We start from the raw sequence: 26679 nt of genomic DNA, 5'->3' as shown, positions 1-26679 counted from the left end.
CTCTTATTCGCCGTAGCCTTGCGAACGGCCGGATTGCAGGCCGAGTTGTTTGTGATAGATGTCCCAATACCGGCCGTGCGCCTTGACCAGCTCCTCGTGCGTGCCGCGTTCGACCACTTGGCCGCGTTCCAGCACCAGGATCAGGTCAGCGTCCTTCACCGATGAGATGCGGTGCGCGATGGTGATGATCGTCTTGCGGCTGTCCATCTCCTGCAGGCGGCGCTGGATTTCCGCTTCGGTCTCCATATCGACGGCCGACGTGGTGTCGTCCATGATGAGGATCGCCGGGTCGTCCGCCAGCGCGCGGGCCAGCGACAGACGCTGCTTCTGCCCGCCGGACAGGCCCACGCCGCGCTCGCCCACCACCGTGTCGTAGCCTTCGGGCATCGAGGTGATGAACTGGTCGGCGCCGGCGATCTGCGCCATCCGGCGGATGAAGCACTCGTCACGGTCGCTGCCCGCGCCGAACGCGATATTGCCGCCGATGGTGTCGGAGAACAGGAAGGTGTCCTGCGCGACGATGCACACTTGCGAGCGCAACGTGGTCAGCGGCCAGTCGCGCGCGTCGATGCCGTCGATCATCACATGGCCGACGGTCGGATCGTAGAAGCGCGAGATGAGGTTGACCAACGTGGATTTGCCCGATCCGGTCTCGCCGAGGATGCCCAGTTTGCCGCCCGCGGGGATGCGGAAGTCGACGTCCTTGAGGATCGGCGTTTGGGGGTCGTCGGGGAAGGCGAAGCTCACGTGGTCGAAGCGGATCTCGCCGCTGATACGGTCGGAGGTCGGCGGATGGGCCACGCCGACCTGCTCGGCGATGGCCACGGCCTGCTTGACTGTGTCTTCGGCACCGTCCTTCTCCACAATGCGCGGTTTGGCGGTGAGCAGCCTGCGGATTTTGATGCAGGAGGCGTTGAACCGCTGCCAATCGTTGATCAGCCAGCCGGACTGGCGCACCGGGCCGTCGATCATCCACAGGAAGGAGTTGAAGCTCACCAGATTGCCGAGGGTCATATAGCCTCGGATCACCAGGAAGCCGCCCAGCCCCAGGGTGATGAGCTGCAGCGAGAAGCCGAGGCCGTCGAGCCAGGGCATATAGCGACGGGTGTTGTAGGCCTGCGCCATGTTGCGCTGCATGTAGTCGTCGTTGCGCTCGTCGAATTTCTCGGTCTCGTATTCCTCGCGCACGAAGGCCTTGACCACGCGGTTGCCTTCGATATTCTCCTCGACCATGGAGTTGAGTTCGGCCAGCGAGTTGCGGATGGCGAAGAACAGCGGTCGCGCGTGGCTCGACAGGCCGCGCGTGAGCAGGAACAGGAAGGGGGTGATGCAGGCGAGCGCGAGGGCGAGCCGCCAGTCGATGGCGAACATGACGGCGAGCGCGCCGATGAACATGACCACGCAGTCGAGCACCTGATAGGTCACCCAGCTCAGGGCGTGGCGGATCGCGTCGGTGTCGGAGGTCATGCGGCTCATGATGTCGCCGGTGCGCGTGTGGTTGAAGTAGGTGAAGTCGAGCTTGTGCAGCTTCTCGTATTCGTCCGAGACGAGCCGGTACACGGAGTTCTGCCCGAAGCGCTCCATCCACATCACATAGCCGTAACGTGAGGCGACGCGCACCAAGGTCATGACGACCATCAGCACGCACAGGCGGGTGAGCTCGTCGACATGCCCCTGCACGATCACCCGGTCGACGATCATGCCGGTGATCAGCGGAATGGACAGCGCCATGGCGTTGTTGACGATGAACAGCACGACTGAGCCGGCCACGCGCGGCCAGTCGGGTTTGCAGTATGGCAGGATCCAGCGGATGTTGCTGGCGTTTTGGTTACGGTTCGGATCGACGTACATAACGAGGATAACCCCTCATATCTTCTCTGTGCGGATTGTATGGTCGTGTGTGCTGTTGGGAACTGATGGTGGCTGACGTTTCGGCCGTCGACGGCATCGACGTCCCGTGGCCTTTGGGTGTGGTGGACCGCTGCGACGACATCGCATTCACGCGAGTCGACTCGTCTTCGCTCGAGGCGCGTACGCCAGCATCACCCCTGTCCCCGCGGGATCGCGACCGTGCCGCCTCAGCGCGCCTCGGTAACGCCCGCGATGTGAATTTATCGTTGTTCCTTGAAGGTTTTTTCACCTTGTGAACTCGGTTTATTTTATGCGGACGATACCCGATCGCAAGCCCTTGATTTCACGGCGTGTTCGGCTTGAATACGCCGATATTGGGCATATGTCAACATATGGTTCCTTCTGCTTTTTCACAGTTTAGGCAAACGTTGTACCATAATCGGGCCGCAACCGTCGAACAACGGCCCGGAACACGGCTCCGCATGGCGGCCGGTAGGCCGCAGGCGCTAGATTGGTGCCTTATGCCGACTTACGATATTGGACTGGAACACGTTTCGCTCGCCTTCGCCACCAAAACCATCTTCACCGATGTGACGCAGGGCGTGTTCGAAGGCGACCGCATCGGCATCGTGGGCCGCAACGGCGACGGCAAATCCACGCTGCTGCACCTGTTCAACGGCACGCAGGAGCCGGATTCCGGACGCGTGACCAAACGCGGCGGTCTCACCTTCGGCATGCTCGACCAGCGCGATCCGCTCGACGACGATGCCACGGTGCGCCAGGCCGCGCTGGAGAACCGCGAGGACTACGAATGGGCGTCCGACACCACCTCGCGCGAAATCGTGCAGGCGCTGCTCGGCGGCATCAGCCTCGACGCGAAGGTCGGCTCGCTCTCCGGCGGCCAACGCCGACGCGCCGACCTGGCCCGGCTGCTGCTCAAGGATTGGGACATCCTCGCGCTTGACGAGCCCACCAACCATTTGGATGTGGTGACGATCCACTGGCTGGCCGAACATCTGAAGCGCCGCTGGTCCGCCGGCTCCGGCGCGCTGCTGCTCGTCACGCACGACCGTTGGTTCCTCGACGAGGTGTGCGAGTCGATGTGGGAGGTGCACGACGGGGTGATCGACCCCTTCGAGGGCGGCTATTCCGCGTATATGCTGCAGCGTGTGGAGCGCGACCGCCAGGCCGACGTGCGCGAGACCAAACGGCGCAATCTCGCGCGCAAGGAGCTCGCCTGGCTGACCCGCGGCGCGCGCCCGCTCCACCAAGCAGAAATTCCACGTCAAGGCCGCGCGCGAACTCATCGCCGACGTGCCGCCGGTGCGCAACAGCGTCGAATTGAAGCAGATGGCCACCTCACGCTTGGGCAAGCAGGTGGTGGATCTGATCGATGTGACGCAGATCTTCGCGACCCAGGCGGTGACCGCCGAAGGCGTGGCGCTGCCCACCGGCCGGGATCGGGCGCTGGGACGCGACCGTCTGGCCGATATCGACCCCGACGTGGCGGCGATGAACGACTCCGCCTCGCGCGTGGACGTGGTGCCGGCCATGCACGCCGAGCCGCAGTCGCACGGCTCCGTTGAGGTCGCGGTGGATGACTGGGACGATCCGCGTCTGCTGGATGCCGGCGTGGGCATGACGCCGAACGGTGCCGCCCGCACAGTCGATGCCGCCCGCACGGCCGATATGGACGACGCCGCCGGCACCGGCACCGTCGGCGATGCCGCGGATGCCGCCGATCCGCACGAGACGGCGGATATGACGGCATCCGCCACCTCCGCCGCGCAGAAGGTCACGATCCACGGACGTAAGATCCTCGACGACGTGACCTGGCTGATCGGCCCGGGCGACCGTTTCGGCATCGTCGGCGCGAACGGCGCCGGCAAATCCACTCTGCTCAAGATTCTCGACGGCACGCTCACCCCCACCGTCGGGCATGTGAATATCGGCAAAACCGTGAAGTTCGCGGTGCTCTCCCAGCGACTCGACGAGCTGGAGAAGCTCGGCAAATACAAAGTCAAGGAAGTGCTGAGCCGTTACAAGCCGAGCTATATCGTGGATGGCAAGGAGGTGACGCCCGGCCAGCTCATGGAGCGGCTCGGCTTCGAATCCGCCCAGCTGATGACGCCGATCAGAGACCTTTCCGGCGGCCAGAAGCGCCGTATGCAGCTGCTGCTCATCCTGCTGGACGAGCCGAACGTGCTCATTATGGACGAGCCCGGCAACGATCTGGACACCGACATGCTCGCCGTGATGGAGGATCTGCTCGACACCTGGCCCGGCACGCTGATCGTGGTAAGCCATGACCGGTATCTGCTCGAGCGCGTGACGGACCAGCAGTTCGCGCTGATCGGCGGCAAGGTGCGCCATCTGCCCGGAGGCGTGGGCGATTACCTCGATATGGTCGAGAAGGGCGATTTCGGCGGCGTGGGGGATTCTTCGACTCCGCTGCGCTCCGCTCAGAATGACGGAGGAAAAGGACGCACCGCTCAGAATGACGGAAGGGGACGTTCCGCGCAGAACGACGGGAAAGGACGCTCAGCTCAGAATGACGATAATGCGGATTCATCCTCTCGTCATGCCGAGCGTAGTCGAGGCATCTCCGACGTCTCCGCGGGCGGTTCAGGCGACGACGGCTCATCGAACGGCTCCGCAAAGCCGAAACTGAGCGGCAAGGAGTTCCATCAGGCCTCGAAGCGCGTGAACGCCATCGAACGCAAGCTCGCCAAACTCGAGGAGAGCCGGATGCAACTGGAACAGCGCATGGCCGAGCACGACCCCAGCGACTACGCCGGACTCAACGAACTCAACCAGCAGCTGCAGACCATCGCCGAGGAATCCGAAACCCTCGAAATGGAGTGGATGGAGCTTTCCGAACAGCTCGAATAACCGCGCCGCAGGCTACGCGGCCTGCAAGGTTTTGGCGTAGGCGTTGCAGCGGACCGCGAATCCGGAGAACACCGATTCGGCGAGCGGCTGCAGGGTGCAGTCGTATTGGGCGAATTGCTCGCGCAGCTGCGATTTGGAGCCGCCGGCCTTTTTCAGCTCCTTGACCATGCTCGGCTCGTCAAGCCATTCCTCAAGCAACGCCCCCGTGACCTCGAGATGGAATTGCAGGCCCAACGCCGAGCCGATACGGTACGCCTGCACTTTCGTGGACGCGGACCGCGCCAGCAGCTGCGCATCCGGCGGCAGACCCACCACGTCGTTATGCCAGTGCAGCACGTCGATCTGCTTGTCCCACATCGAAAAGAAGTCGTGCTTGTCCACACGTTTGATCGGCGCGAATCCGATCTCCGGTGCCTCGCCGCGGGACAGCTTCGCTCCCAACGCCGTGGCGATGATCTGATGCCCCAGACACACGCCCAGCACCGGCTTGCCCACGGCCACGCAGGCGCGCACGAGTTTCGCCTCGGCCTTGAGACCGGGATATTGGTCGTAGTCGGTCGCCGACATCGGACCGCCCATAATCACCACACCGGCCACCTCGTCGAAATCCGGCAGGTCCGGCTTCTTGACCGTTGCGACGTTCAACGTCTGCGAGCCCAGTTCGAGGTCCTCGAGGTTCGCAAGAATACGCCCCGGTTTCTCCCATGGGACGTGTTGCATGATGAGCACTTGTGGTGTGGCCATGACCTCTATTGTGACACGAGGCACGTAAACCCGCGCTTTGCGGGACGATCGCCGAAACGTTTGTCTTGTTGCGAGAATAGCCTTGGCGTTTATGGAAAACGCTCAAGAACCGCAGAATCACGCCGTTGACATGCAGTCCGCAGCCTCCGGTCTGCAGGTGTACGACACCGCCACGCACGCCGTGTCGGCGTTCACGCCGATCGCACCCGGCAAGGTGGGCATCTACGTGTGCGGCGCGACCGTGCAGTCCTCGCCGCATATCGGCCATATCCGCGCCGCCGTGGCCTTCGATGTGGTGCGCCGCTGGTTCATGAGGCTCGGATATCAGGTCACGTTCGTGCGCAACGTGACCGACATCGACGACAAGATCCTCGACAAGGCCGCGGCCGCCGGCCAGCAGTGGTGGGAGCGCGCGTATATCTACGAGCGCGAGTTCACCCAGGCGTACGACGTGCTGGGCGTGCTGCCGCCCACCTACGAGCCGCGCGCCACCGGACATATGCTGGATATGGTCGAGCTGATCCAGCGCATCATCGACAACGGCCACGGCTATGTGGTGACGGACGACGAGGGCCGCCCCACCGGCAATGTGTATTTCGACGTGGCGAGCTGGCCTCATTACGGCGAGCTGACGCATCAGAAGCAGACCGCCGGGGAGCCGGCCACGGATGAGGCCGCCGCGGTGGCCGACCGTATGGGACCCAGCGTGGACGCGGCCGGCGACGACAAGTACAATCCGGTCGATCCGGCCGATCTTTCGCCCGACAAACGCGATCCGCGCGATTTCGCGCTGTGGAAGGCGCCGAAGGATACCGATCCCGAGGACGCCCGCTGGGCCACACCGTTCGGCACGGGCCGCCCCGGCTGGCATATCGAATGCTCGGCCATGAGTCGCCGCTACCTCAAGGACGGCTTTGACATCCACGGCGGCGGTCTCGACCTGCGATTCCCGCACCATGAGAACGAGATGGCGCAGACGCGCGCCGCCGGCTGGGATTCCGCCGCGCATTGGATGCATTCGGCGTGGGTGACCGCCAAAGGCGAGAAGATGTCGAAGTCGCTGGGCAACGGCTTGAGCGTGCCGGCCGTGCTGGCCCAGAATCCCGCGTGGGTGGTCCGCTACGCGTTGGGCGGCGTGCAGTACCGTTCGATGCTGGAATGGTCCGATCAGACGCTGGCCGAGGCGCGGGCCGCCTACGATCGCGTGGGCAATTTCATCGAACGCGCGGGCGTCGTGTTGGGCGAGCAGCCCTCGCGCGGCGAGGTGGGCGCGATGATGGCCGACCAGCTGCCGGCCGAGTTCACCGCCGCCATGAACGATGATTTCAACGTTTCCGGCGCGATCGCCGCGATGTTCTCCGCCGTGCGCGCAGGCAACACCCTGCTCGCCCAGATCGCCGCCGATACGGGCGCGGGCGATGACGCCGCCGGCACCGCCAAGGCCGAGCTGCGCGGCACGCTGCTCGCCGTGCGCGCGATGCTGGACACGCTGGGATTGGATCCGCTGGCCGAGCCGTGGATCGGCGCGTCCGCATCGGGCACGGGCACCGGAACCGCAGGCGATGCCACCGCCGAGCACGACGCGCTGGACGCGCTGGTCGCCGGACAATTGACCGCCCGCGCCGAAGCCCGCAAGGCCCGCGACTTCGCCACGGCCGACGCGATCCGCGACGCGCTGGGCGCCGCCGGCATCGCCATCGAAGACGGCCCGCAAGGATCCACCTGGAGCCTCAAATAACCACAACGGACGGCGCGGACGGCGCGCAGCGACGGAGGATTTAGTCAAAGACGAAGTCGACGTCGACGATATGCAGGCGGCGGGTGAGCTCGCGTTCAAGCGCGCGCTTGCACTCCACCAGATTGTCGACGTCGATGGTTTCGCCGGTGCCGGCGAGGTACACGTCGATGGTGTAGTTCATGCCGGTTTTGAAGATCAGCGTACGGTCGTACTCCGTGCCCTCCGGTAGATGGCGTTGCGCGGTCTCCTCGACGAAGGCGTTGGTCTCGTCGTCCTCGTGCACGCCGCCGATCAGCTCGACATACGCACCGTACAGCACCTCGAAGGGCTCCTTGATCACGGCGAGCACGATTAGCAGCGTGATGAAGAAGTCGCCCGTGTAATGCAGGAAGTCGAGCGGCGTGCCGTCCGGCAGGAACACGAGGATCACCGCGGCCGCGCCGATGCCCAGCGAGATCGCGCCGTCGATGAACGTGCTTTTCTCCTCGGCGACCAGCATGGTGCTCGCCCCGCGGATCGAATGGTTCTCGCGGCGATAGTACAGCCACAATCCCAGGCAGGAGAGCACGGTGACGGCCTCGTACACCACCACCGGGCCGAAGGCGGTTCGCTCGCCGATCCCGTAGGCGAAGTAATCGTAGGCGACCTGCGCGGTGTCGATCAGAGTGAACAGCAGCAGAGTGAGGGTGAACACCGCCTTGCAGATCGCGTAGATCGGCTCCAGCGCGAACCGCCCGTTGGGGTAACGCTCGGTGGTGCGCACGGTGTGCGAGGACAGCGCGATCGCCACCAATCCGGAACATACGGAGATGGCGGTGTAGGCGGTGTCGAGGAACATGGCCTTCAGGCCGGTGATGAAGAAGACGATGACGCCTGCGGCGACCATCAAAACGTTGACGACCAGCCCCACGGTCAGGGCTTTGCGTTCTATCTGCTTATGTTGCATCGGTGGGCCTCCATATTGCATGGCAGTCTGCGTTGCAGCAACGCGACCCATCACATCGTGGACGGGTGCGCCAGCGCACGGCATGTCTGCGATAAGGGGTGTCCAGCGATATGTACGGAACCGAAAATCGAAGTTCAATCAACAATTCGCGAATACCACTGAAGGTTTACCCTTCCATGGTATCGGCCCGAAGCGTGCGGGGCGGCCCGATCAGCGGAAAGCGGATTCGGTGGTCGCGAACCGTACACGCCGCAGGTCCGCCCCATTCGGCTCGCCCGGCTCCCAAGCTCGCCTTGCGTGCGCTTTTCCCGCGTCACGGCTAGACTGGAGCGCATTATGGCAGCATTTAGTTCTTTGACTGATAGGCTCTCGAATGCGTTCAAGCATCTGAAGAGCAAGGGCAAGCTTTCCGAGGCGGATATCGACGGCACGATCCGCGAGATCCGCCGCGCACTGCTCGACGCCGATGTGGCGCTCGACGTGGTGCGTTCCTTCACCGCGCGCATCCGCGAGCGCGCGCTGGGCACCGAGGTGTCGCAGGCGCTCAATCCGGCGCAGCAGGTCGTCAAAATCGTGGACGAGGAGCTCACCGAGGTGCTCGGCGCCGGCGTGGACCGCCCGCTGAACTTCGCGAAGAATCCGCCGACCGTCATCATGCTCGCCGGCCTGCAGGGCGCCGGTAAGACGACGCTCGCCGGCAAGCTGGGCTACTGGCTCAAGGACAGCGGCCACACGCCGCTGCTGGTGGCGGCCGACCTGCAGCGTCCGAACGCGGTGACGCAGCTGCAGGTGGTGGGCGAGCGCGCCGGCGTGCCGGTGTACGCGCCCGAGAAGGGTGTGCAGTCCGATGGCGGCGAGGCGGTGGCCTCCCCCGGCCAGACCACGGGCGATCCGGTGAAGGTGGCGCGCGACGCGGTCGCGTTGGCCAAGCAGAAGCTGTATGACACGGTGATCATCGATACCGCCGGCCGTTTGGGCGTGGATGAGGAGCTGATGAAGCAGGCCCGCAACATCCGCGACGCCGTGCAGCCCGATGAGATTCTGTTCGTGATCGACGCGATGATCGGCCAGGACGCGGTGCGGACCGCGAAGGCCTTCGACGAGGGCGTGGATTTCACCGGCGTGGTGCTCTCCAAGCTCGACGGCGACGCCCGCGGCGGCGCGGCCCTGTCGGTGGCGAGCGTGACCGGCAAGCCGATTCTGTTCTCGTCCACCGGCGAAGGCCTCAAGGATTTCGAGGTGTTCCATCCGGACCGCATGGCCTCACGTATCCTCGACATGGGCGACATCATGACCCTGATCGAGCAGGCGCAGCGCCAGTTCGACGAGGAGGAGGCCAAGAAGGCCGCCGCGAAGATCTCCGAAGGTTCCTTCGGCCTCGACGACTTCCTCGACCAGCTGCAGCAGGTGCGTAAGCTCGGTTCGATGAAAAGCCTGCTGGGCATGATGCCGGGCATGGCGCAGCACCGCAAGGAGCTGGAGCAGTTCGACGAGCGTGAGATCGACCGCACCGAAGCCATCATCCGTTCGATGACCCCGGCCGAACGCCGCGACCCGAAGATCATCGACGGCTCGCGCCGCGCCCGTATCGCCTACGGTTCTGGCGTGACCGTCTCGCAGGTGAACGCGCTGCTGCAGCGTTTCGAGCAGGCCGCGAAGATGATGAAGCGGATGAGCAACAAGGCCGGCATGGGCGGCATCCCCGGCTTCGGCGGCCCCGCGATGGGCGGCGGCAAGAAGGGCAAGGGCAAGAACAAGAAGAAGGGTTCGAAGTCCGGCAATCCGATGAAGCGCGAGGCTGAGGAGAAGGCATTGCGCGACCGTCTGTCCGGCAAGCCCGCCGACGGCGCGTCCGGCGGTTCCGCGTTCGCCAAGAAGCCACAGAATCCGGCGCTTCCCGCCGGTTTGGACGAGCTGATGGGAGACGCCGCCGGCAATGGCACTCCCGACCTGCCTCCGAATCTCGGCGGCGGCCTCGGCGGGCTGTTCGGCCGCTGACGCCAGTCGGAGAGTCCCGTCGTTCTGAGCGGAACGCCGTGTCCCAGCATTCTGAGCGGACACGGCGTTCCCGTCATTCCAAACGGAGCACCGTTCCACCGTCAACCTGTGGAGATGCTTCGACTCCGTTACACTACGCTCAGCATGACGAACAACCATTATCAACGTCATTCTGAGCGGAGCGCAGCGGAGTCGAAGAATCTCATCACCTCGTACCCGTCGGTCAGAGATCCTTCGACTCCGGCCTGACGGCCTCCGCTCAGGATGACGGGATCAGGACGCCGAAAACAAGCCGTGCTCCGTTCAGGATGACAAGGAGCAGGAATGACGAAGCCGTTGTTTACGCCTCCGGGAGCGCGTCGTAGATAATGGAGGTCGCTTGGGCGATCGCCTCCCATGAGGAGTTGTTGGTCAGAATCACGAACACGTAGTCGCCTTTGTCGCTATAGACGATGCCCGCGTCGTTGAGATAGCCGTCGAGGAATCCGACCTTATCGGCCACAACCCCCGAGTCGCCGATGCCGGCGGGTATGCCGTAGCGGTACACCTGCGCCATCATCTCGTCGATCAGCGTCTCTTTCGAGGATTGAGACAGCAGCGTGCCCTCATAGACGCCGGTCAGTATGGTCGCCAGATCGGACGCGGTGGTGGTGGCCGCCTGCCCGTCGACGAACGCGGTGCTGGTGGCGCCGATGGAGTGCGCCTGCGCGGTCACCTCGTCCCGCGAACTCACGTCGTACAGCCATGCCTCCGGGCACGCATTGTCGGAGATCTCGATCATCTGGGCGAAGCATTCACCCAACGTGGTGCCGTTGAGTTCCGATTCCCACGTCATCGTGCCGCTGTCCACCGCGCTCAGCATGGAGTAGGCGACGTACAGTTTGTAGGTGCTGGCGGAGACGAAGACCTCGTCCTCGTCGATGGCGACCGGAGTCGTGCCGTTTTCGAGATCCACGACCTCAACGGCGTATTCGGCGCCGGCGAACACCTCATCCAATTGGATCTCCACCTCGGCGGAGATGGCGGCGGCCTCGGCCTGCGCGGCCGCAAGGGCCTCCGCTTCGGCCTGCGCCTGCGCCTCGGCTTCGTCATCCTCGTCCGACGCGCTCGACACCTCGGCTGAGGACGATACGTCATCCGCCGCGGCCTGTGCCTCGTCACCCACCAGTTGGGAGTGGATCATCACGCCCAGTCCCGTCACGCACGCCGCCACCGCCACGATCACCATCACGACCACCACTCGACGTCGGCGATACATGCGCTGCATTTCCGTGTAGCTGCGCGGGGTCGGCATATTCACGATGATGGGCTCCTGACTTGCGTGGCGTCATCCGGCAGGCATGGCACGGTTGACGACCGATGGTGCGAACGGTTACGACCGTACTCCTCAAACCGATAGACAACATGTCGCGTGTCTGAAAAAGAGGTAACACAATCTTGGATGTTTTCTGAAAGCCGTGTTCGCCGATGGCGTCGGATGGACGCGCGCGCATACAATGGGCCGTCGGGACGACAGCTTCCACGACCCCAAAGGAGCCCCGCATGACCGTTCTGTTCTTCGTGCTATGGATCATCGCCGCGCTATGGATCGCGCTGACCGCGTTGCCCGCGGGTTGGGAGGGACATATGCCGATGCCGTATCTCATCGCGTTGGTTCCCTTCCTGTGGATTCCGCTGGTCGCCTTGGCCGTATGGGCTGCCGTTCTGCACGAATGGGGCATTGTGGGTGCCATGCTGGTGTTGGCGTTGGCCGCCTCGTCGCGGCGCATGCAATACCTTGGATCCGGATTCGATATGAGTCCTTCCGCCGTGCGTCCGATAGGAGGCACCGGCAGGGCATCGACCACTGCAAAAAGCCGTGAAACATCTCGTGAAACACTTTTTGGCAGTCGTGAAACAGATCGTGAAACATCAACGGCGGCCAATACGGATGGTCCGGAGCGATCATCGGGCACGACGGCTGCGTCGCCGATCGCGCCCAACGAACCGTTCTCGGTGATGACGTTGAACTGCCGGTTCGGCCGAGCCGACGCCGCGCATATCGTGCGCGAGGTGCGCGAGCGGAACATCACCGTGCTCGCCCTGCAGGAGCTCACCGGCGAACTCGTCGCCGCGCTTGACGAGGAGGGCCTCGCCGAACTGCTCCCCTACCACCAGCTGGGCGAGGAACGCGACACCGACAACGGCGGTTTCAACGGCATCTGGACCGCGTACGAGCCGGCCAGCGCCACATCCAATGCGGTCGACATCCCCGCGGCGGACGTCCCCGCAGTCACCATTCCGCTGTCGCGTGACGAAGACGAGACCCCGGCCGTCGATACCGACGATACCGATGGCATCGAGCCGGCGGACGAAAGCGAGCCGGACGTCGCGCCGGCCCGTCGGTACATCACGTTCGCGTCGGCGCATCCGAAATCCCCGATGCGCGGCTGCCCCCAGTGGAGCGCCGGCATCCGCGGATTGGGCGCATTGGCCGACGCGGCGAAGAGCGGAGGCGATATCGCCGTGGTGATGGGCGACCTCAACTCCGGAACCGACCACCCGAGCTTCCGCGCGCTGCTCAAATCCGGTTTCACGGACGCGAGCCTCGCCTACGCGCACGGTCCCAATCTCACCTTCCCCTCATGGCTGCCGTGGCCGCGCATCGAACTCGATCACGTGCTGGTCACGCGCGGTCTCAAAGTCTCGCACGTTGAATCGTTCATAATCACCACCACCGACCATCTCGCCGTGACGGCCACACTGGTCGTGCGGTGATATCCGCGCGCTTATGCGTACGGTATGCGAAGTTGGCAGGACCATGCTTCTGGGGAGCTCTCTACCACGCAGCTTCCGCCGAGAGCCTCCGCGGATCGACGTAATCGCGCCATGCCGCTGCCGCCGCCTCCGCTTGGCGCCTTGCTGTGATTCGGCGTATCGGCCACGCTGATCGTCAACGTTGCGGCATCGCGTTGGATGACGAACGTGTAGCCGTCTTCAGGGCTCGCGTACTTGGCGATATTGCCGAACAGCTCATCCACTGCGGACAACGCCAGATTGCGCCCTTGTTCATCCAGACCTTCCTCTATGCCGTCCGCGCACAACACCTCACCTTGGATGCCCAAGTCGGCCAATCGGCCCACATGCCCCTGCAATCGCGCCTGCAACCCGTCATCGACGCGCAACACAGCCGCATCTCGCGTGTGCGGCGATTCCAGAGCGGACACGACCGCCCGCACATCATTCAATGCGTCGGCAAGACCCTGACGTATGCCAGCAAGATTCTGGTCTTCTCCGTTGTTGATTTGGTCGACGCGCAGCACCAGACAGGACAGATCGTTGCATATCCGGTCATGTAACCGCGCGGCGGTGGCTTCACGCCAGCGCGACAGACGCAGTTCGTGACGCAGACGTTCGGCATGGACGGCCTGCCGCAACAGCACGCCCAGCACGGCGAATCCCGCATAATACACCAGGTTCATCAGTTGGTTCGGTGCCAGCATCCGGCTCGCAGGCAGGCCGAACATGGTTACGAACGACCAGCTTTCCGCACAGCCGGCCAGTACCGCCGCGCATAGTCCGACGATGGTATGTCGGTAGCCGATCGCCGCCAGCGCCACGATGACGGCCAGCCCCAGCATGCCGGATGTATGGAACGGAAGCATCGGCGCGATCATGTCCGCGATCAGCACGAGTATCGCGGCGGCCATGGGCCAGCGAGGCATGGCCAGCACCGCCGCAACCATCACCAGCGCGTACGACAGGTGGCCCCAAGCGAAACCATAGGCATACGCCACAGCGGCTTCACCCATCGTGATGGCCACGGCCAACGCGATGGCGCCGCACATCGCAAAGCCGCGTGTAGGCAACATCCTTGCAGCAGCGATCATCCTCGAACCTCCACCAATCGACATATCGCCCGGCCACCGCACCGATTACGAGCGCCGCTTTCGATGGGCCGAGAATCCTCTCCGCGATCGGTCGCGACCGTCACGCCCGGCACCATTACCGCGCCAACCACGGCGAACGTATCCGCCGCACCGCCTCCGCCCGCGTGCCCACACCCAATTTGGCGCATGCCCGTCGCGTGTAGGTGAACACACTGTTGCGGCTGATGCCCAGCGAGGCGGCGATGCCGTCGGCGTCCTCACCTTCGGCGAACCGACGCAGAATCTCGCGTTCGCGCGAGGAAAGCGAATCCATGTCTCCTCCCGCACCAGGTGTCTCGGCCAGTCTGCGGTGGGATTCCTCCACGGTGGCGAATATGGCGGCGACGGCGGCTCCACCGTTGGCCGATCGCACCGGCCATACACCGCCTTGAACGATGGCGGCCATCGCCGGCGCCAATTCCCGCATCAGCGCATCCTTGGCGAGCAGCGCCTGCATGCCGCTATCTGCGGCGTCGGCCAGATAATCGGCCGGATTGTAGGCGGTGATGCCGATGATGGCGGTGCGCGCATTGCGTTTGCGAATTCTGGCGGCGACCTCGCCGCCGGAGATACCTCCCAACGCCATATCCAACAACAGTACGTCCGGCGCACCTTCGCCTGATGCGCACCGGTGCAGCGCCAAAGCGACCGATGTGGTCTGCCAGACCACCGTGCAGGTCGATATGCCGGGCGGATGCAACCGCGACACCACCACGCGCAAAGCTTCGAGGGCGAGCACGTCGTTGTCCAGTATGCCCACCGAAATCGGCGTATCGCGCGCGTTGGATCTCATATCGCCCATTGTAGAAGCCATGGTAGGGATTCCACGGCCGCGACGCCAGTTCTGTCACGTGCGCGCGTGACAAGACTTGCACCGCAGCGCCACCGCGGGCTACCGTTGGCGTATCGGCGGCATTCGCATCATAGGCGATGCGTAACCATCACCGGCCGCAGAGTCGCAAGGTCGCACGGTCGCATGCAAGGAGGTCATGATGGACGACTACATCCCCACCGCGCAGCGACCCAAGGCTGAGTCCAATACGCCATCCGCGCCGCGGACGCCGTCACAGAACATGCTGCAACGCCACTGGCCCCTCATATGCGTGGCGCTGGTGCTGGTCGCCGCGTTGGCCGTCACCGGCGCCGGGCTGCTGCACCGCATGCAAACCCGCAACTCCACAACGTTCGCGGATGGCACGATGTCCACGGACTTCGATTACACAACCATCGCATTGGACGACGATCCGCAACGGTATTATTCCATCAGCGACGGTACTGTTCCCGCGCTTGACGATCTATCCCAAAGCACGATGGACAGCATGTTCCCGTCCGCCGCCGTGTTCGAGTATCCGGACGGCACGTATTTCACGCCGCTGCGGCTCGATGAGAGAGGCGTCTTATACGGCGAGGCGAAGCCGTCAGACGATGCGCAAGCCGATACCGCAACGCAGACGAACAGGTTGTCGCTGGGTGCCTACGATCTCGCGCAACAGTCGTTCTCTATGCTTGCGGAGAAAACCGATGCCTCCACGTATGAGACGTATCGAATCGCGGCCGCCAGCGAGGGGCATGCGCTGGTCGAACTGAGCGATCAGCACAATCAGACCAGCACGTATACCCTGTACGACCTCGATGAAGGAACCTCACGCGAGCTGCTGTCCAGCACGCTGATGCCCAATCTGCATACCACCGCCGCCTTCTTCGACGCCGATGGCGTGATGCTCAACCGTTTCGATCCGGAAGCGGAGCATTACATCCTCGAATACCACGATTTCCAAGGCGGTGTGACTCCCGTCGAACGCGGCAACTGTTCGAAGGCCGTCAAGCTCGGCGAACTGTGGTACTACGTCCTGTCGGATACTGCGACGGGCGAGAGTCGGCTGGTGGAGCTGAATGTGCGGAATCATACGAAAACCGTGCTGGCCTCCACGGCGGATGGTGACCGGCTGGGGCAGCCGGCCATGGGTGGGGATTCCCTGTTCGTACCGCTGATTGCGAACGGTGGGGTTCAGATCTGGCGCGTCGCGGTCGCCGACCGCACGATCACTCCGCTGCTGTCCCTCGATGTTATGGAGGATGATCTGCAGGCCAACGAACGCTTCCTCGCATGGACCGGCACGCCGCTGGTCGAAGGACGGAACCGTCTGCAGACCGTGCTGCTGGACTTGGAGACGATGACGGTGCTGTCGCAGGATAACGGCGGCATCTATCTGTCGCCCGATTCGCTGGCGTGGGTGCGCTACAAGCAGCCGGACGCGAGCATCGCCAAAGGTGAGGTGTATACCGACCGCAACAGCGAGATCCGGTATGTGCGGGATATGGAACAGGCCGTGGACCCTCGGCAGGATTCCTCGCATTCGGCGAAACCCGACGACGGCGCCGACGATTCGTCCTCATCGCATGACGCCGATGGGAACGGCTCCGCGGATGGAGACACCGCAGGCGGCGACACTGACGGCAACGATACCGACGGTAACAATGGCACGAATGACGGCTCATCCGACGCACAGCCCAACGGCGGCGATCAGACGCAATCAGTCCGGTTGAGCGTGCCGACCATGCTGCAGGACTCCAACGATTGGTGCGGACCGGCGGCATTGCAAAGCGTGCTGCGATACAAGGGCATCGACGTCTCCCAATCAACCCTCGCCGCGGAGCTCAACACCAAACCCGTGACGGGCACCGAATACGTGGACCTGGCTCGGGTCGCCAACGCATACCTGTTCGGTGTCGCGGACGCGAATCCGAGCGGAGCTGGCTATCATGTGCAGACCATCGCCTTCGGAGACACCAGCGTGCAGACCGCGCAGCTGTTCGAGCAACGCGTCAAAACCGATATGGCCTCCAACGATCCGGTGTTCGTGGCCATCGATGTGGCAGCCATGTACGACGGATTCGGGCACGGCAACCATATGATCGTCGTCACCGGTTACGACACGGATGCGAACGGCGCCATCACCCACTACCGGTTCATCGATTCCATGCGTTCCGTACAGGATGCGACATATGGAGGATTGAAGATCGTCGACGCGGCGACCATGATGCGTGCGATCGTCACCAACGAGGAGCCGGCCTATGTGTGGTAGCCCCGGCCTCCCGCGTTTTGCGCGTCCGGGGAGTGGAGTTATAATGTCCCAGTTATTCGCAATCCGTGGCGCCCTCTACACCCCGGCTTGCGAGGAACGCGTGGGTTATCGGTTTGCCGTGCCCCACACAGCAGCCATAACGCACAAACCAACACTATAAGGAGAGCCATTTTGGCAACCAAGATTCGTCTGAAGCGACAGGGCAAGAAGTTCTACGCGTTCTACCGCGTGGTCGTGGCCGATTCTCACGTCAAGCGTGACGGCAAGGTCATCGAGGAGATCGGTACCTACAACCCGAACACCCAGCCCTCGACCATCAAGATCGACTCCGAGCGCGCCCAGTACTGGCTTGGCGTCGGCGCTCAGCCGTCCGAGCCCGTGCTCGCCCTGCTCAAGATCACCGGCGACTGGCAGAAGTTCAAGGGCCTTGAGGGTGCCGAAGGCACGCTGAAGACCGTTGAGTCCGGCCCGGATGCGGCCGCCCGCGTGGAGGCCGTCGAGTCCCAGGCTCAGAAGCTGAAGGCCGCCAAGTCCGAAGCCGCCGCGAAGGCCAAGGCTGAGGCCGAGGCTGCCGCCGCCGCTGAGGCCGAAGCTCCGGCCGAGGAAGCCGCTGAAGAAGCTCCGGCCGACGCCGAGTGAGTGAAAGGCACTGATCATGCTTGCCCAAGCTGTGGAACACCTCATCAAGAACATCGTTGATTTTCCCGACGATGTCTCCGTCAAGTCCCACGAGAACGCGCGCGGCGAACTGCTTCGCGTGCGCGTGAACCCGGAGGACATCGGCCGTGTGATCGGCCGCAACGGACGCACCGCCAATGCGATCCGCACCGTGGTCCAGGCGCTTGCCGACCACAAGGTGCGCGTCGACATCATGGACGTGCGTCGCTGACCGAGACGAGCAGAATAGGTTTCCCAGGCATGGCGCAACAGAACATGTCCGACGACCCTCAGCAGCGCGAGCTGTTGAGGGTCTGTCGTATCGGCCGCGCGCAGGGACTCAAAGGCGAAGTCACCGTACGGCTGTTCACGGACGATCCCGAATACCGCTTCTCCCCCGACTCCGTGCTGTACACGAAGGACGGCGAGGAGGAATACGTGGTCGAATGGTCCCGCACGTTCAAGGACCGTTGGATCATCAAATTCTTCGATGTGGATGACCGCGACGCTTCCGAGGCGATCAACGGCGTGGAACTCTACGGCGAGGCCGACGATCCGGAAGAGATGCTCGAAGCCGACGAATGGTATTCCAAAGACCTGATCGGACTTGAGGCACGTCTGGCCGAGGGCAACGGCCTGGGCCTGCCGGCCGGGCAGGTGGTCGGCAAGGTCGTGGACGTGATCGACGGACCGGCCCAGTCGCTGCTCAAAATCCGCTTGGTCGAACCGGTGGTGACCGGTACGAATTCCAGCGGCGAAGACGTAGTGGAGAAAACCGCTCTTGTGCCGTTCGTGGGCGCGATCGTGCCCGACATCGATCTGGACGCCCAATACCTCACCCTAGACCCGCCCGGAGGCCTGATTCCCGGCCTATAAGCCTGGAATCGTGCTAATTCCACCCTCAGTAGACCTTGGAATCGTGCAAACTCTGACTCCACAACACCTTGGAATCGTGCAGTGGCCAGAATGATCACGCCAACAACAGTGAACCGTATCGGTCGTTCAGGCCTTGCCACAGACGCTCGAATTCAGGGGTGTAGTCGACGATGATCGTATCGACCAGGCGGCGGCGTAGTTCTCATACTTTCTCATACAGCATCCTTTCATCGTAGACTAACGCGACCTTCGAGACGCCTGTACCGCCCCTTCCTCGCCGAGGCGCGGCCCGAAGGCAACCGTTTGAAACCGTGTGCTCAGAGCAGCACGCCGATGGCATCGACCTGCCAGAGGGCGTGGTTCGCGAGGCGCAGCGTCACGGTGTGACGGCCGCGTTCCAATCCTTCGACGCGCAGTTGCGTGCGCAGCGCGCCCGACGTGGCCATGGTGCGGACCTGCGGGGCGACCAGCGATCCGTCGACGAGCACGTCGATCCGTGCGCCGCCGTCGGATGGTCCGAACACATCCAATCCGGTGCCGTCGAACGTATGGGACAGCGAGGCCCCAGCGCTGCTAGTGCGGGAGATGGTGCGCATGTAGGTGAACATGCCCTGCCCGTTCTCATGCGTCCAATCGCCGTCGTATTCCAGCACCGACGTAACGCCGTCGTCCCAACTCACCAGATGCATGTCATCGATCAGCGCCGTATAGTAGGGCGACCATCCGTCGAGCCGCTCCACGCGCAGGTTGGAGAAGCGCACGTGGTCGAAGCTGGTGCCGAGATTCACACGCCCTGCGGATTGCGGGCGATCGTCGGTCCATTCCGTCACCTTCGCGCCGTTGAGCCGCACGGTGATGGTGGGGCCGGCCACTTCGAGCGCCAACGTGAACCATCCGCCCGCGCCGGGAAGGAACGCGGATGCTCCGGCGCGGGCGGCGGCCTTGCGCAGGTCCTCGAGATGCCCGCGTCGTTTCTCGTCGCCATAGCGGCGCAATAGCCACACGCCGTCCGCGCGCAGTTTGAAATCGTATCCGCAGATGTCGGTGGTGAACTTGTCGCCGCCCATCTCGCGCGCACCGAGCAGCACATAGGGTGCACGGCCGGGATACTCCTCGAACCGCACATCCACGGACACCCGGTAGTTGGCCCAGCGCATATCGCCGATGGCGGTGCGCGGATCGCCTTCGATCCACGCGTTACCCGCATGGGTCCAGTCGATCTGCTGGCGCAGCGCATGGCCGCGCGTCTCATCCGGCACGATTTCGAACGCGCCGTTCGAGTCGGTGGTGTAGCGCGGGGTCGCGCCCGCGTCGCCGCCGCGCGATGCGAGATAATCCTCGCGAACCAACTGGCCGTGCTTCATCGTTTCGACCGTCGGCGCGTCGGCATAGGCGAAATCATCCGCGTACAGCACGCCATGTTCCGGATCCTGGTCCAGCACGGCGCGGCTGTGTTCGGCCGCCACCGGCAGGTTCGGCGAGAACGCCGGCTTCGCGGACAGGGTTCCGTCCTGCGCGCGGTTCACGGTATCCAACGTGGTGATGGTGACCATCGACCACGGTTCCACCGTGATGTCCGCCTCGCCACGCGTCGGCTCGACGATGGCGACGGGCTTGAGCCAGCCGGCGTCGTACCGTTCGCCTGGGTTCGCCGCAGCGGTCCGCCATATGGTGAGCGGCTTGCCGCAGGCCGCGAGCGCCGCATCGACGACCAGCCGGTACCGTGCCGTCAAGCCACTGTCATTGACGATGACGGTGCTGAAGTCGCCGCCGTCGGGCGCGGCCAATGTCAGATAGGAGGGTTCGCCGTGCCGCGCGCCGTTGACGGGATTGTTTCCGCCGACCGCGCAACCGCTGGCCTGCGGGATCGCGCGCCAGATGCCGTGCGTGTCCGCAGGTTCGTCCGGATCGGCGCTTTCCCAGCCGAGCTTGGAGAATCGGGCGAAATGCCCCAACGCCGCGCATCCGGCGTCGTAGTAGATCCATCCGCTCCACGGGTCGCGGGCGGAGACCAACTCTTTGGCGGCGTATTCCATATGCTCGTAGCATGCGCCGATGGCGGGCTGGTAGATGGCGTGCGTGCGGCGGGATTCCACGAATCCTTTGATCAGGGTGTTCGCCATCTCCAACGAGCCTCCCGGCCCTCCCAGCCCCGTGCAGGCGCGCGGATCGTCCACGCCGTCGCCGTTGGTGTTGTTCGGGCGGTCTGCGGAGTTCGAGAACACGGCCTGCGCTTCGGAGTTCCAGACCTCCTTGTCGAATTCCTCGGCCAGACGCGTGAAGTTGCCGTCGGGGTCGTCTTCGACGGAATAGTGGTAGCTGGCCACGTCCATCGCGTTGAGATAGCGCGGCTGAGCGATCACATCGCCGGCGAAGGTGCCGGTGATCTCCTCGTCGGAGGTGATGACTTTGATGCGGCGGAACAGCTCGCGTTCCTCGTCGGAGGCGAAGCCCGCGTTCGGATCGTCGGTGCCGTCGCCGAGGAATCCTTCGGTGTCCGTCCGCACGCGCCGGGCGAATTCGGCCACCCATTCCAGATCGGCGGTGCGCTCGTTGACGTCGGGGTTCACGGAGTCGGCCATCACCCCGTATTCGCGGTAGACGGCCAGAATGGTGTTCTTGTACCAGCGGTAGACGTCGTCGTTGGAACGCACCCATGTCGGTGCCATCCAGCGCAGCAGGCTCAGCCGCACGCCGGGCTGATATCGTCGGGCGTCGGCGGCCAGTTGGAAGCCGGGCTCGCGCCCCACGGCCGGGTATTCGCTCCTATCGCGCATAACACACGGGTTCGGGCCGGTGGAGTTGTTGCGGTCGTTGCCCATTTCGACTTTGACGGTGTTCATCAGCGGTCTCTCGCCGCCGAACAGTGTTTCGAGAAGCCGCCAGTAGGCCTGTGGCTGTTCGGCTTTGTAGTCCATCAGCAGGCTGGATGTGGCGTTGCCCGACAGCACGCCGAATCCTTTGTAGGTCAGGCCGTTGCGGTTGCGTGCGGCGGCGGCGACGTCGCCCGCGGTGAGGATGATGGTGGTACCGGCGCAGGACATGAGCGTATGGCTCCTTCTCTGTGGATATGGGCAAGCGGCTCGGGCGGGGGATTCGCCTGTGGGGCGCGCGACGGCGATCCGATCACCGTTGGGTTGTATTCCGCTCCTTCTCCGTGGGTTCCAGCACATGCACGTCCATGCCGGGCAGGCGTCCCCATGAGTAGATGGCCATCATCGTGGCGAAGATCGGCACCCCCACGCCGAACGCCATCATCAGCCCCGGCCATGTGTAGTAGGCCCAGACCGTCAGCAGGAATAGGCACAGCACCATGAATCCGCATAACGGTCTGGCGACGACCATGGTCAGCGAAGTGCGCAGCACCCACAGCGCGTTCTCGTCGAAATTCACATGGATCGCCCAGCTCATGAACACGAACAGGCCGTAGACGATGTTAAGCACCAGAAGCACGCCGGACACGCCCACGCCAACCATGCCCATATCGTTGTTCATCATCAGCCAGTACTCCCAGACCAGCAGCGCCCACACCAGAAACTGCGGCCATCCGAACGCGTTCGCCGATTTCAGCTCGCCCTTCCATGCCTGGTGGAACACCGTCCACGTACGCCGCACGGTCCACGACCGGTCGTCGACGTCGAGCAGCCATTGGCGGTACGTCGCATAGCTGGCGGCCACCGAGGGGAACAGCCCGGCGACCACCAGGCCCATAATCGTATGGACGATGAACGCGACGTTCACCACCACGATCATGAGAACAATCCGGCACAAATACTCGTAGCCGACAGCCACACGTTTCATCACGGCCTCCTTAGGACAGTCCCGAACGCACCCCATCGTCAAACACCAACCGAGCACCGAAAGCGAACGTCCTATTCGACCGTCGCACGCCCGGAATCGGAAACGGGCCGTCTTTTTATCAACGACCAACAATATGTTAACGTTAACTATATACGTATGATTAGAGAACCGCGCCAGTCGGACACGCACGTCCCGCCGGTGTGGAATCCATGGACCACGGAACGCAGCCCCATACCCCAGGGGAGAAGGAACATCATGACCGAACCCACCAGCGCGTATCTGTTCGTGCATTTCATCGGCGACGAACGGAACCCCACCGACGAACAACTGTACTTCGCACTCAGCCACGACGGCACACACTGGCGTGACCTCCGCCCGGCGGGACGACCGGCGCTGACCTGGCTCGGCGGCGAGCGGGGCACGCGCGACCCGCATATCGTGCGCGACCCGCGCGGAGGATTCCATATCATCGCCACCGATCTGAGCATCCACCACCGCGGCGGATGGGGACCGAACGACGGCGCCACCACCAACGGCTCCACCGGACTGGTGGTCTGGGACTCCCCCGACCTGGCGCATTGGAGCGAACCACGCCTGGTCGACGTGGCCTCCACGATCCCCGGCGCGGGCATGGCCTGGGCGCCCGAGGCCTGCTGGGATCCCGACCGCGGCCAATGGATCGTGTTCTGGGCCACCACAACCAACGCCGACGCGCCCGAAGGCGCTCCGGAGGCGGCGCTCAACAACGAACTCGGCGACCGCACCAACATGTACTACGCGACCACCGAGGACTTCCGCACCTTCTCCGCCCCAGTCAAATGGATCGACCGCAGCAGCAGCGTCATCGACACCACCATGATCCGCGACGACGACGGCTGGTGGTACCGCGCGTCCAAGGATTCCGAAATCACCATCGAACGCACGCGCAACCCCTACGCCGTCACCCACGAGGCGCGACGCACCGACGATCCGCAGGCCTGGTCCTTCGTCGGCACCCTCACCGACATCCTCGGCAACGGACGATACTCGTGCCGCTACCTGGAAGGGCCGGAGCTCTTCCGCTACAACGACGCCGACATACGCGTGGTCGACGGACGTACGATGGCCTACGGACTGATGTGCGACCAGTTCGGCGAAGCCAAGGGATACCTGCCGTTCCGCTCGGCCGACCTGTCGTCGCGCGACCCACAAGACTGGGCCGTGGCCGACGACATCGACTTCGGCACGCTGAAGAAGCGTCACGGGGCGATCCTGCCGATCACCGCAGCCGAATACAAGGCCGTCGAGGCCGCATTCGCCGAGTGAGACGGGCATCGCCAATCGGACCGTCATAACCGCAACCCCTCAGATCCTGAGGCATCCACGCCCATCCGCGCGATAACGACGTGTTTTCCGGCCGTCATACGGCGAATAACCACCGAGCCGGGGAGGCATCTCACACCGGCGATACGAGACTCCCCACGCTCGGTGACGACCGACGTCGGGACGCCGTCGACGTCCACATGCGCCCCATCCCCCGGCGCGACGGCTCGGATGGGCGGCAGCACCACGGTGGCCTCGGTGCGTGGCGGCACCGTCACCTCGATACGGATGCCTTCGACCCGTGGATCCGAGCCGCTTGGCGCATGCCCGAACACACGGTAGGACGCGCCGATCACGCCCGCACGGGTCGGCAGCTCCGCTTCGGCCGCCGCCAAGGCACCCGGTTGCGGCATCACCGCGAAGCGCCGGTAGCCCGGCTCGATGGGGCGGATGCCCAGCAGGCCGTGCGGCAGCAGCGATGCCGGGGACGCGGCCCACGGATGCGAATACGTGGTGTTGGGTTTCAAGTCGGCATCCCATGCCTCCATGGTGGCGCCGGCACCCACGTCAAGCATATGCGCCCACGTGCGCATGTCTTCGGTGCCAGTCAGCAGCGTCACCGCGTCGGCACCCAAACCGGCGCGGAACAGACCGTCGAGATACACCGCGGCGGTGTACACACTGCACGCCATGCCCCGCGAGCGCAGGTACGCCCCAAGCGGCGCGATCCGGTCGGAGGGAGGCTCGGCGAAGGCCAGCACATAAGCGCTGGCATGCAGCGAATGGTGGCGCAGCGGCTTGACCGAGCCGTCGTATGAACCGCACGAGCCGCACGAGCCGGCGTACGAACCATACGAACCGGCGGGCGCGTCCTCCAAACCGTCGATATACGCGCCAATCGTCCGGTCGTAGCAGTATCGATGCAGGGCGGAGCGGATGCCTTCGGCCGCATGCCGCCAACGTTCGGCGTCGCGGGGACGGCCGAGGGCCGCGGCCATATCGGCCATATCGGCGTATGCCTGGCTGGCGATCGCGTTGACCACCGTGTTGACCCGACCGAACACGTACCCGTCGCGCTCACTTTGCGGCCAGTCGACCAGATCGCCGTCCATCACGCTGGGTTCGCCCGGATCCTTGACGATCAGCCCGCTGGCCTCGTCACGGTAGCGTTCGGGCAGCAGCGCCGCCAAACCTTCGTATCGCATGCGAGCCTGGTCGAGGGAGCCCGTATGCATCCAAGCGTCGTGCACGGCGAGAATCAGGTAGAACGGCCATTCGGTGGGCCAGGTGCGGTTCGCGATCAGATGGTCCACGGTGAGACGGCCGAGCGCGGGCGCGTCGTCAAGGGCCAGGTGCGCACGCTGTTGGATCCACGCGTCGGCCTCGTAGGGCGCGCGTTCGCGGGTCCACGAATCGACGTAGATATTGCCGTTGAAGGCCTCGATGGTGTGGCGGCACAGCTCCCACACCCGGTTGAGGGTGGCGTCCGACGAGACGAAGCGGCCGTCGCCAGACATCGGCTGCACCAGCACGGCCGCGCGCAGCGCGTCGGCGGATCCCTTCAACCGTTCCAGCAGATCGGGCATGGGCCGGTCCGGAACCAGTTCGACGTACCTGAACACGCGGATGCCCCACGTCTCCAGCGGTGTTCCGTTGGCCCGCGGCATCAGGCTCCATCGATCCTCGTAGGTGTTGAAGCAGCTCAAGTGATATCGAACCGTGCCGTCGGGCTCCAACTGCTCTCCGAAACGCACCGTGAGGCCCAGCGGCTCGGCGACGTCCAGCAGCAGACGGATGCCGCCCATCCAGCCGCGTCCGAAGTCGACGACCACGCCGCCCGATTCGGTCGGGCGCAGGCTTTCGGCTTGGACGTAACGCACGCCCATCGGGTCGGCCGGCGTGGCCTCATACCGCGCGAACGGCCGTTTGACGGCCACCGGCGTCCAGGCCGCGTCGTCGAAGCCCCTATCGGCGAAGCCGAACGGATACAGCCCGGTCTGCAGATCCTCGCTGGGCGCGTCGAAGGCCCATGTGCCGATGGTCGGACTGGTCGGATACGCCAGCGAGCCGTCGTAGCCCCGCCAATCCGGCCCGGTGCCGACATGCAGCATCGTGGAGTCCTCGAAGCACACGTCCAGTTGGGCCGCGAAACGCCGGTCCGCCATCGCATAGGCCACAACGCCGATGACGTTCTCCCCGGCCGCGAGCAGACCGGTGACGTCGTAGCCGTCGTATCGGGTTTCGTCTCCGGTCGGAAACACCGGACCGCATCCCACGAACGCGCCGTTCATCCACATCCGGTAGACGAACTGGCGGGAGGGCGCGGTAGAGGCGCCGGTCGCGTTCAACGTGGCCCAGGCGATCGGCTTGTCCGGCAGGATGAACCGTCCGCGCAGAAACGCCCAGCCGGTCGCGTTGTCCTCGGCCGCGTCGCCCGCGTCGTCGCGCCCATCGAGCCAGATGGGCCGCGCCGGCTCCCAACGCGCGCCCGCGCCCGTGCCGAAGGTGACGGCCCTGCTCCAATCGGACCAGACGCCATCGTCGTCGCGCAGCCGCACGGCCGTCCAATACCGGCGCGAAGGCGACATATCCACCTCGAGTTCGACGCCGTCCAATCCGTCCGTAAGCCGCGGGCCGGAATCCCACACGTCGCCCTCGCCGGCCTCGGCCGCCTCCGGGCGCAGGGACACCACCACATGGCAGGCGGAGATCCGACGAGTCGCGCCGTCGCCGTCCGCGGACGGACGCCAGCGCAACGTCGCCGGCCGCCCCGGTTCCAAATCAACCGGCTCGCGGCGGTCGTCGACCATCAAATCGATCGCGTTCATCGGGAGAAGCCCTTTCCATACCCGTGGGCGGGCGGTTTGCGGGGAATCCGCA

General features: G+C 64.3%; 17 protein-coding genes and 2 pseudogenes. 10 read left to right on the top strand and 9 right to left on the bottom strand.

All coding sequences use genetic code 11. The features are described 5' to 3' along the window. Window positions 1–3 precede the first annotated feature (3 nt). Window positions 4–1851 carry an ABC transporter ATP-binding protein gene (locus BE0216_RS09210; protein ID WP_169714282.1) on the bottom strand — a complete coding sequence of 616 codons (1848 nt, stop codon included), beginning with the start codon at window positions 1849–1851 and terminating at the stop codon, window positions 4–6. A 392-nt stretch (window positions 1852–2243) separates the two neighbouring features. Between BE0216_RS09210 and BE0216_RS12295 the strand changes: the two are divergent. Together BE0216_RS12295 and BE0216_RS12230 are read left to right on the top strand one after the other, a co-directional pair. Beyond that, window positions 2244–2768 (top strand): annotated as a pseudogene (locus BE0216_RS12295) (ATP-binding cassette domain-containing protein); the annotation flags it as partial. 264 nt (window positions 2769–3032) lie between these two features. Continuing rightward, window positions 3033–4743: pseudogene (locus BE0216_RS12230) on the top strand (ATP-binding cassette domain-containing protein); the annotation flags it as partial. A 12-nt stretch (window positions 4744–4755) separates the two neighbouring features. On the opposite strand, the gene BE0216_RS09200 reads toward BE0216_RS12230, so the two are convergent. Then, complete coding sequence (locus BE0216_RS09200; RefSeq protein ID WP_094637229.1) at window positions 4756–5487, bottom strand: type 1 glutamine amidotransferase; 732 nt, start codon at window positions 5485–5487, stop codon at window positions 4756–4758. A 91-nt stretch (window positions 5488–5578) separates the two neighbouring features. Between BE0216_RS09200 and cysS the strand changes: the two genes are divergently transcribed. Next, window positions 5579–7225: a cysteine--tRNA ligase gene (gene cysS, locus BE0216_RS09195; protein ID WP_094637228.1), complete on the top strand. Its 1647-nt coding sequence runs from the start codon at window positions 5579–5581 to the stop codon at window positions 7223–7225. A 40-nt stretch (window positions 7226–7265) separates the two neighbouring features. Here cysS and BE0216_RS09190 read toward each other — a convergent pair whose 3' ends face one another. Next, window positions 7266–8171 carry a cation transporter gene (locus BE0216_RS09190; protein WP_094637227.1) on the bottom strand — a complete coding sequence of 302 codons (906 nt, stop codon included), beginning with the start codon at window positions 8169–8171 and terminating at the stop codon, window positions 7266–7268. A gap of 336 nt (window positions 8172–8507) precedes the next feature. Between BE0216_RS09190 and ffh the strand changes: the two genes are divergently transcribed. Continuing rightward, the gene (gene ffh / locus BE0216_RS09185) at window positions 8508–10169 is read left to right on the top strand and encodes a signal recognition particle protein (RefSeq protein WP_094637226.1); all 1662 of its coding nucleotides are present in this window, start codon (window positions 8508–8510) and stop codon (window positions 10167–10169) included. A 340-nt stretch (window positions 10170–10509) separates the two neighbouring features. Here the strand turns inward: ffh and BE0216_RS09180 are convergent, their stop codons facing one another. Then, the gene (locus tag BE0216_RS09180; protein WP_094637225.1) at window positions 10510–11463 is read right to left on the bottom strand and encodes a serine hydrolase; all 954 of its coding nucleotides are present in this window, start codon (window positions 11461–11463) and stop codon (window positions 10510–10512) included. Between the two features lie 248 nt (window positions 11464–11711). Between BE0216_RS09180 and BE0216_RS09175 the strand changes: the two genes are divergently transcribed. Further along, a complete protein-coding gene (locus BE0216_RS09175; protein WP_094637224.1) occupies window positions 11712–12926 on the top strand; it encodes an endonuclease/exonuclease/phosphatase family protein in 1215 nt (404 codons plus the stop codon). 11 nt (window positions 12927–12937) lie between these two features. On the opposite strand, the gene BE0216_RS09170 is transcribed toward BE0216_RS09175, so the two are convergent. Beyond that, window positions 12938–14038 (bottom strand): sensor histidine kinase, encoded by a 1101-nt coding sequence (locus tag BE0216_RS09170; protein WP_143249321.1) that lies wholly within the window; start codon window positions 14036–14038, stop codon window positions 12938–12940. A 115-nt stretch (window positions 14039–14153) separates the two neighbouring features. Then, on the bottom strand, window positions 14154–14891 hold the full coding sequence (locus tag BE0216_RS09165; RefSeq protein ID WP_094637222.1) for a response regulator transcription factor: 738 nt from the start codon (window positions 14889–14891) through the stop codon (window positions 14154–14156). A gap of 175 nt (window positions 14892–15066) precedes the next feature. Here BE0216_RS09165 and BE0216_RS09160 point away from each other — a divergent pair, with 175 nt between their 5' ends. The 4 genes from BE0216_RS09160 to rimM all read left to right on the top strand — a co-directional run bounded on the left by BE0216_RS09160 (window position 15067) and on the right by rimM (window position 18696). Next, entirely contained in the window at window positions 15067–17163 is a 2097-nt protein-coding gene (locus BE0216_RS09160) for a C39 family peptidase (RefSeq protein WP_094637221.1), read from the top strand. 171 nt (window positions 17164–17334) lie between these two features. Then, complete coding sequence (rpsP, locus tag BE0216_RS09155; RefSeq protein ID WP_094637220.1) at window positions 17335–17802, top strand: 30S ribosomal protein S16; 468 nt, start codon at window positions 17335–17337, stop codon at window positions 17800–17802. Between the two features lie 16 nt (window positions 17803–17818). Next, the gene (locus tag BE0216_RS09150; RefSeq protein ID WP_072723402.1) at window positions 17819–18052 is read left to right on the top strand and encodes an RNA-binding protein; all 234 of its coding nucleotides are present in this window, start codon (window positions 17819–17821) and stop codon (window positions 18050–18052) included. 29 nt (window positions 18053–18081) lie between these two features. Then, window positions 18082–18696 (top strand): ribosome maturation factor RimM, encoded by a 615-nt coding sequence (rimM, locus tag BE0216_RS09145; RefSeq protein ID WP_094637219.1) that lies wholly within the window; start codon window positions 18082–18084, stop codon window positions 18694–18696. Window positions 18697–19013: 317 nt separating this feature from the next. Here the strand turns inward: rimM and BE0216_RS09140 are convergent, their stop codons facing one another. After that, window positions 19014–21740, bottom strand: coding sequence for a family 16 glycoside hydrolase (locus BE0216_RS09140; RefSeq protein WP_094637218.1), 2727 nt, complete (start codon window positions 21738–21740; stop codon window positions 19014–19016). An 82-nt stretch (window positions 21741–21822) separates the two neighbouring features. Further along, window positions 21823–22497, bottom strand: coding sequence for a YesL family protein (locus tag BE0216_RS09135; RefSeq protein ID WP_094637217.1), 675 nt, complete (start codon window positions 22495–22497; stop codon window positions 21823–21825). A gap of 255 nt (window positions 22498–22752) precedes the next feature. On the opposite strand from BE0216_RS09135, the gene BE0216_RS09130 reads away from it, so the two are divergent. Next, window positions 22753–23802: a glycoside hydrolase family 43 protein gene (locus tag BE0216_RS09130; protein WP_094637216.1), complete on the top strand. Its 1050-nt coding sequence runs from the start codon at window positions 22753–22755 to the stop codon at window positions 23800–23802. Window positions 23803–23825: 23 nt separating this feature from the next. On the opposite strand, the gene BE0216_RS09125 is transcribed toward BE0216_RS09130, so the two are convergent. Next, the gene (locus tag BE0216_RS09125) at window positions 23826–26627 is read right to left on the bottom strand and encodes an alpha-L-rhamnosidase-related protein (protein WP_094637215.1); all 2802 of its coding nucleotides are present in this window, start codon (window positions 26625–26627) and stop codon (window positions 23826–23828) included. Window positions 26628–26679 lie beyond the last annotated feature (52 nt).

The organism is Bifidobacterium eulemuris, assembly GCF_014898155.1.
GTDB classification, from domain to species: Bacteria; Actinomycetota; Actinomycetes; order Actinomycetales; family Bifidobacteriaceae; genus Bifidobacterium; species Bifidobacterium eulemuris.
This window is presented reverse-complemented; position numbering and strand designations above follow the sequence as displayed.

Excerpts from the sequence above, each read along its gene's own strand:
- BE0216_RS09160 (WP_094637221.1), top strand. The coding sequence starts at position 15,067 with ATGATGGACGACTACATCCCCACCGCGCAGCGACCCAAGGCTGAGTCC.
- BE0216_RS09170 (WP_143249321.1), bottom strand. The coding sequence starts at position 14,038 with ATGATCGCTGCTGCAAGGATGTTGCCTACACGCGGCTTTGCGATGTGC.
- BE0216_RS09125 (WP_094637215.1), bottom strand. The coding sequence starts at position 26,627 with ATGAACGCGATCGATTTGATGGTCGACGACCGCCGCGAGCCGGTTGAT.
- BE0216_RS09140 (WP_094637218.1), bottom strand. The coding sequence starts at position 21,740 with ATGTCCTGCGCCGGTACCACCATCATCCTCACCGCGGGCGACGTCGCC.
- BE0216_RS09175 (WP_094637224.1), top strand. The coding sequence starts at position 11,712 with ATGACCGTTCTGTTCTTCGTGCTATGGATCATCGCCGCGCTATGGATC.
- ffh (WP_094637226.1), top strand. The coding sequence starts at position 8,508 with ATGGCAGCATTTAGTTCTTTGACTGATAGGCTCTCGAATGCGTTCAAG.
- BE0216_RS09130 (WP_094637216.1), top strand. The coding sequence starts at position 22,753 with ATGACCGAACCCACCAGCGCGTATCTGTTCGTGCATTTCATCGGCGAC.
- BE0216_RS09210 (WP_169714282.1), bottom strand. The coding sequence starts at position 1,851 with ATGTACGTCGATCCGAACCGTAACCAAAACGCCAGCAACATCCGCTGG.
- BE0216_RS09165 (WP_094637222.1), bottom strand. The coding sequence starts at position 14,891 with ATGGCTTCTACAATGGGCGATATGAGATCCAACGCGCGCGATACGCCG.
- BE0216_RS09150 (WP_072723402.1), top strand. The coding sequence starts at position 17,819 with ATGCTTGCCCAAGCTGTGGAACACCTCATCAAGAACATCGTTGATTTT.
- cysS (WP_094637228.1), top strand. The coding sequence starts at position 5,579 with ATGGAAAACGCTCAAGAACCGCAGAATCACGCCGTTGACATGCAGTCC.
- BE0216_RS09200 (WP_094637229.1), bottom strand. The coding sequence starts at position 5,487 with ATGGCCACACCACAAGTGCTCATCATGCAACACGTCCCATGGGAGAAA.
- BE0216_RS09180 (WP_094637225.1), bottom strand. The coding sequence starts at position 11,463 with ATGCCGACCCCGCGCAGCTACACGGAAATGCAGCGCATGTATCGCCGA.
- BE0216_RS09190 (WP_094637227.1), bottom strand. The coding sequence starts at position 8,171 with ATGCAACATAAGCAGATAGAACGCAAAGCCCTGACCGTGGGGCTGGTC.
- rimM (WP_094637219.1), top strand. The coding sequence starts at position 18,082 with ATGGCGCAACAGAACATGTCCGACGACCCTCAGCAGCGCGAGCTGTTG.
- BE0216_RS09135 (WP_094637217.1), bottom strand. The coding sequence starts at position 22,497 with ATGAAACGTGTGGCTGTCGGCTACGAGTATTTGTGCCGGATTGTTCTC.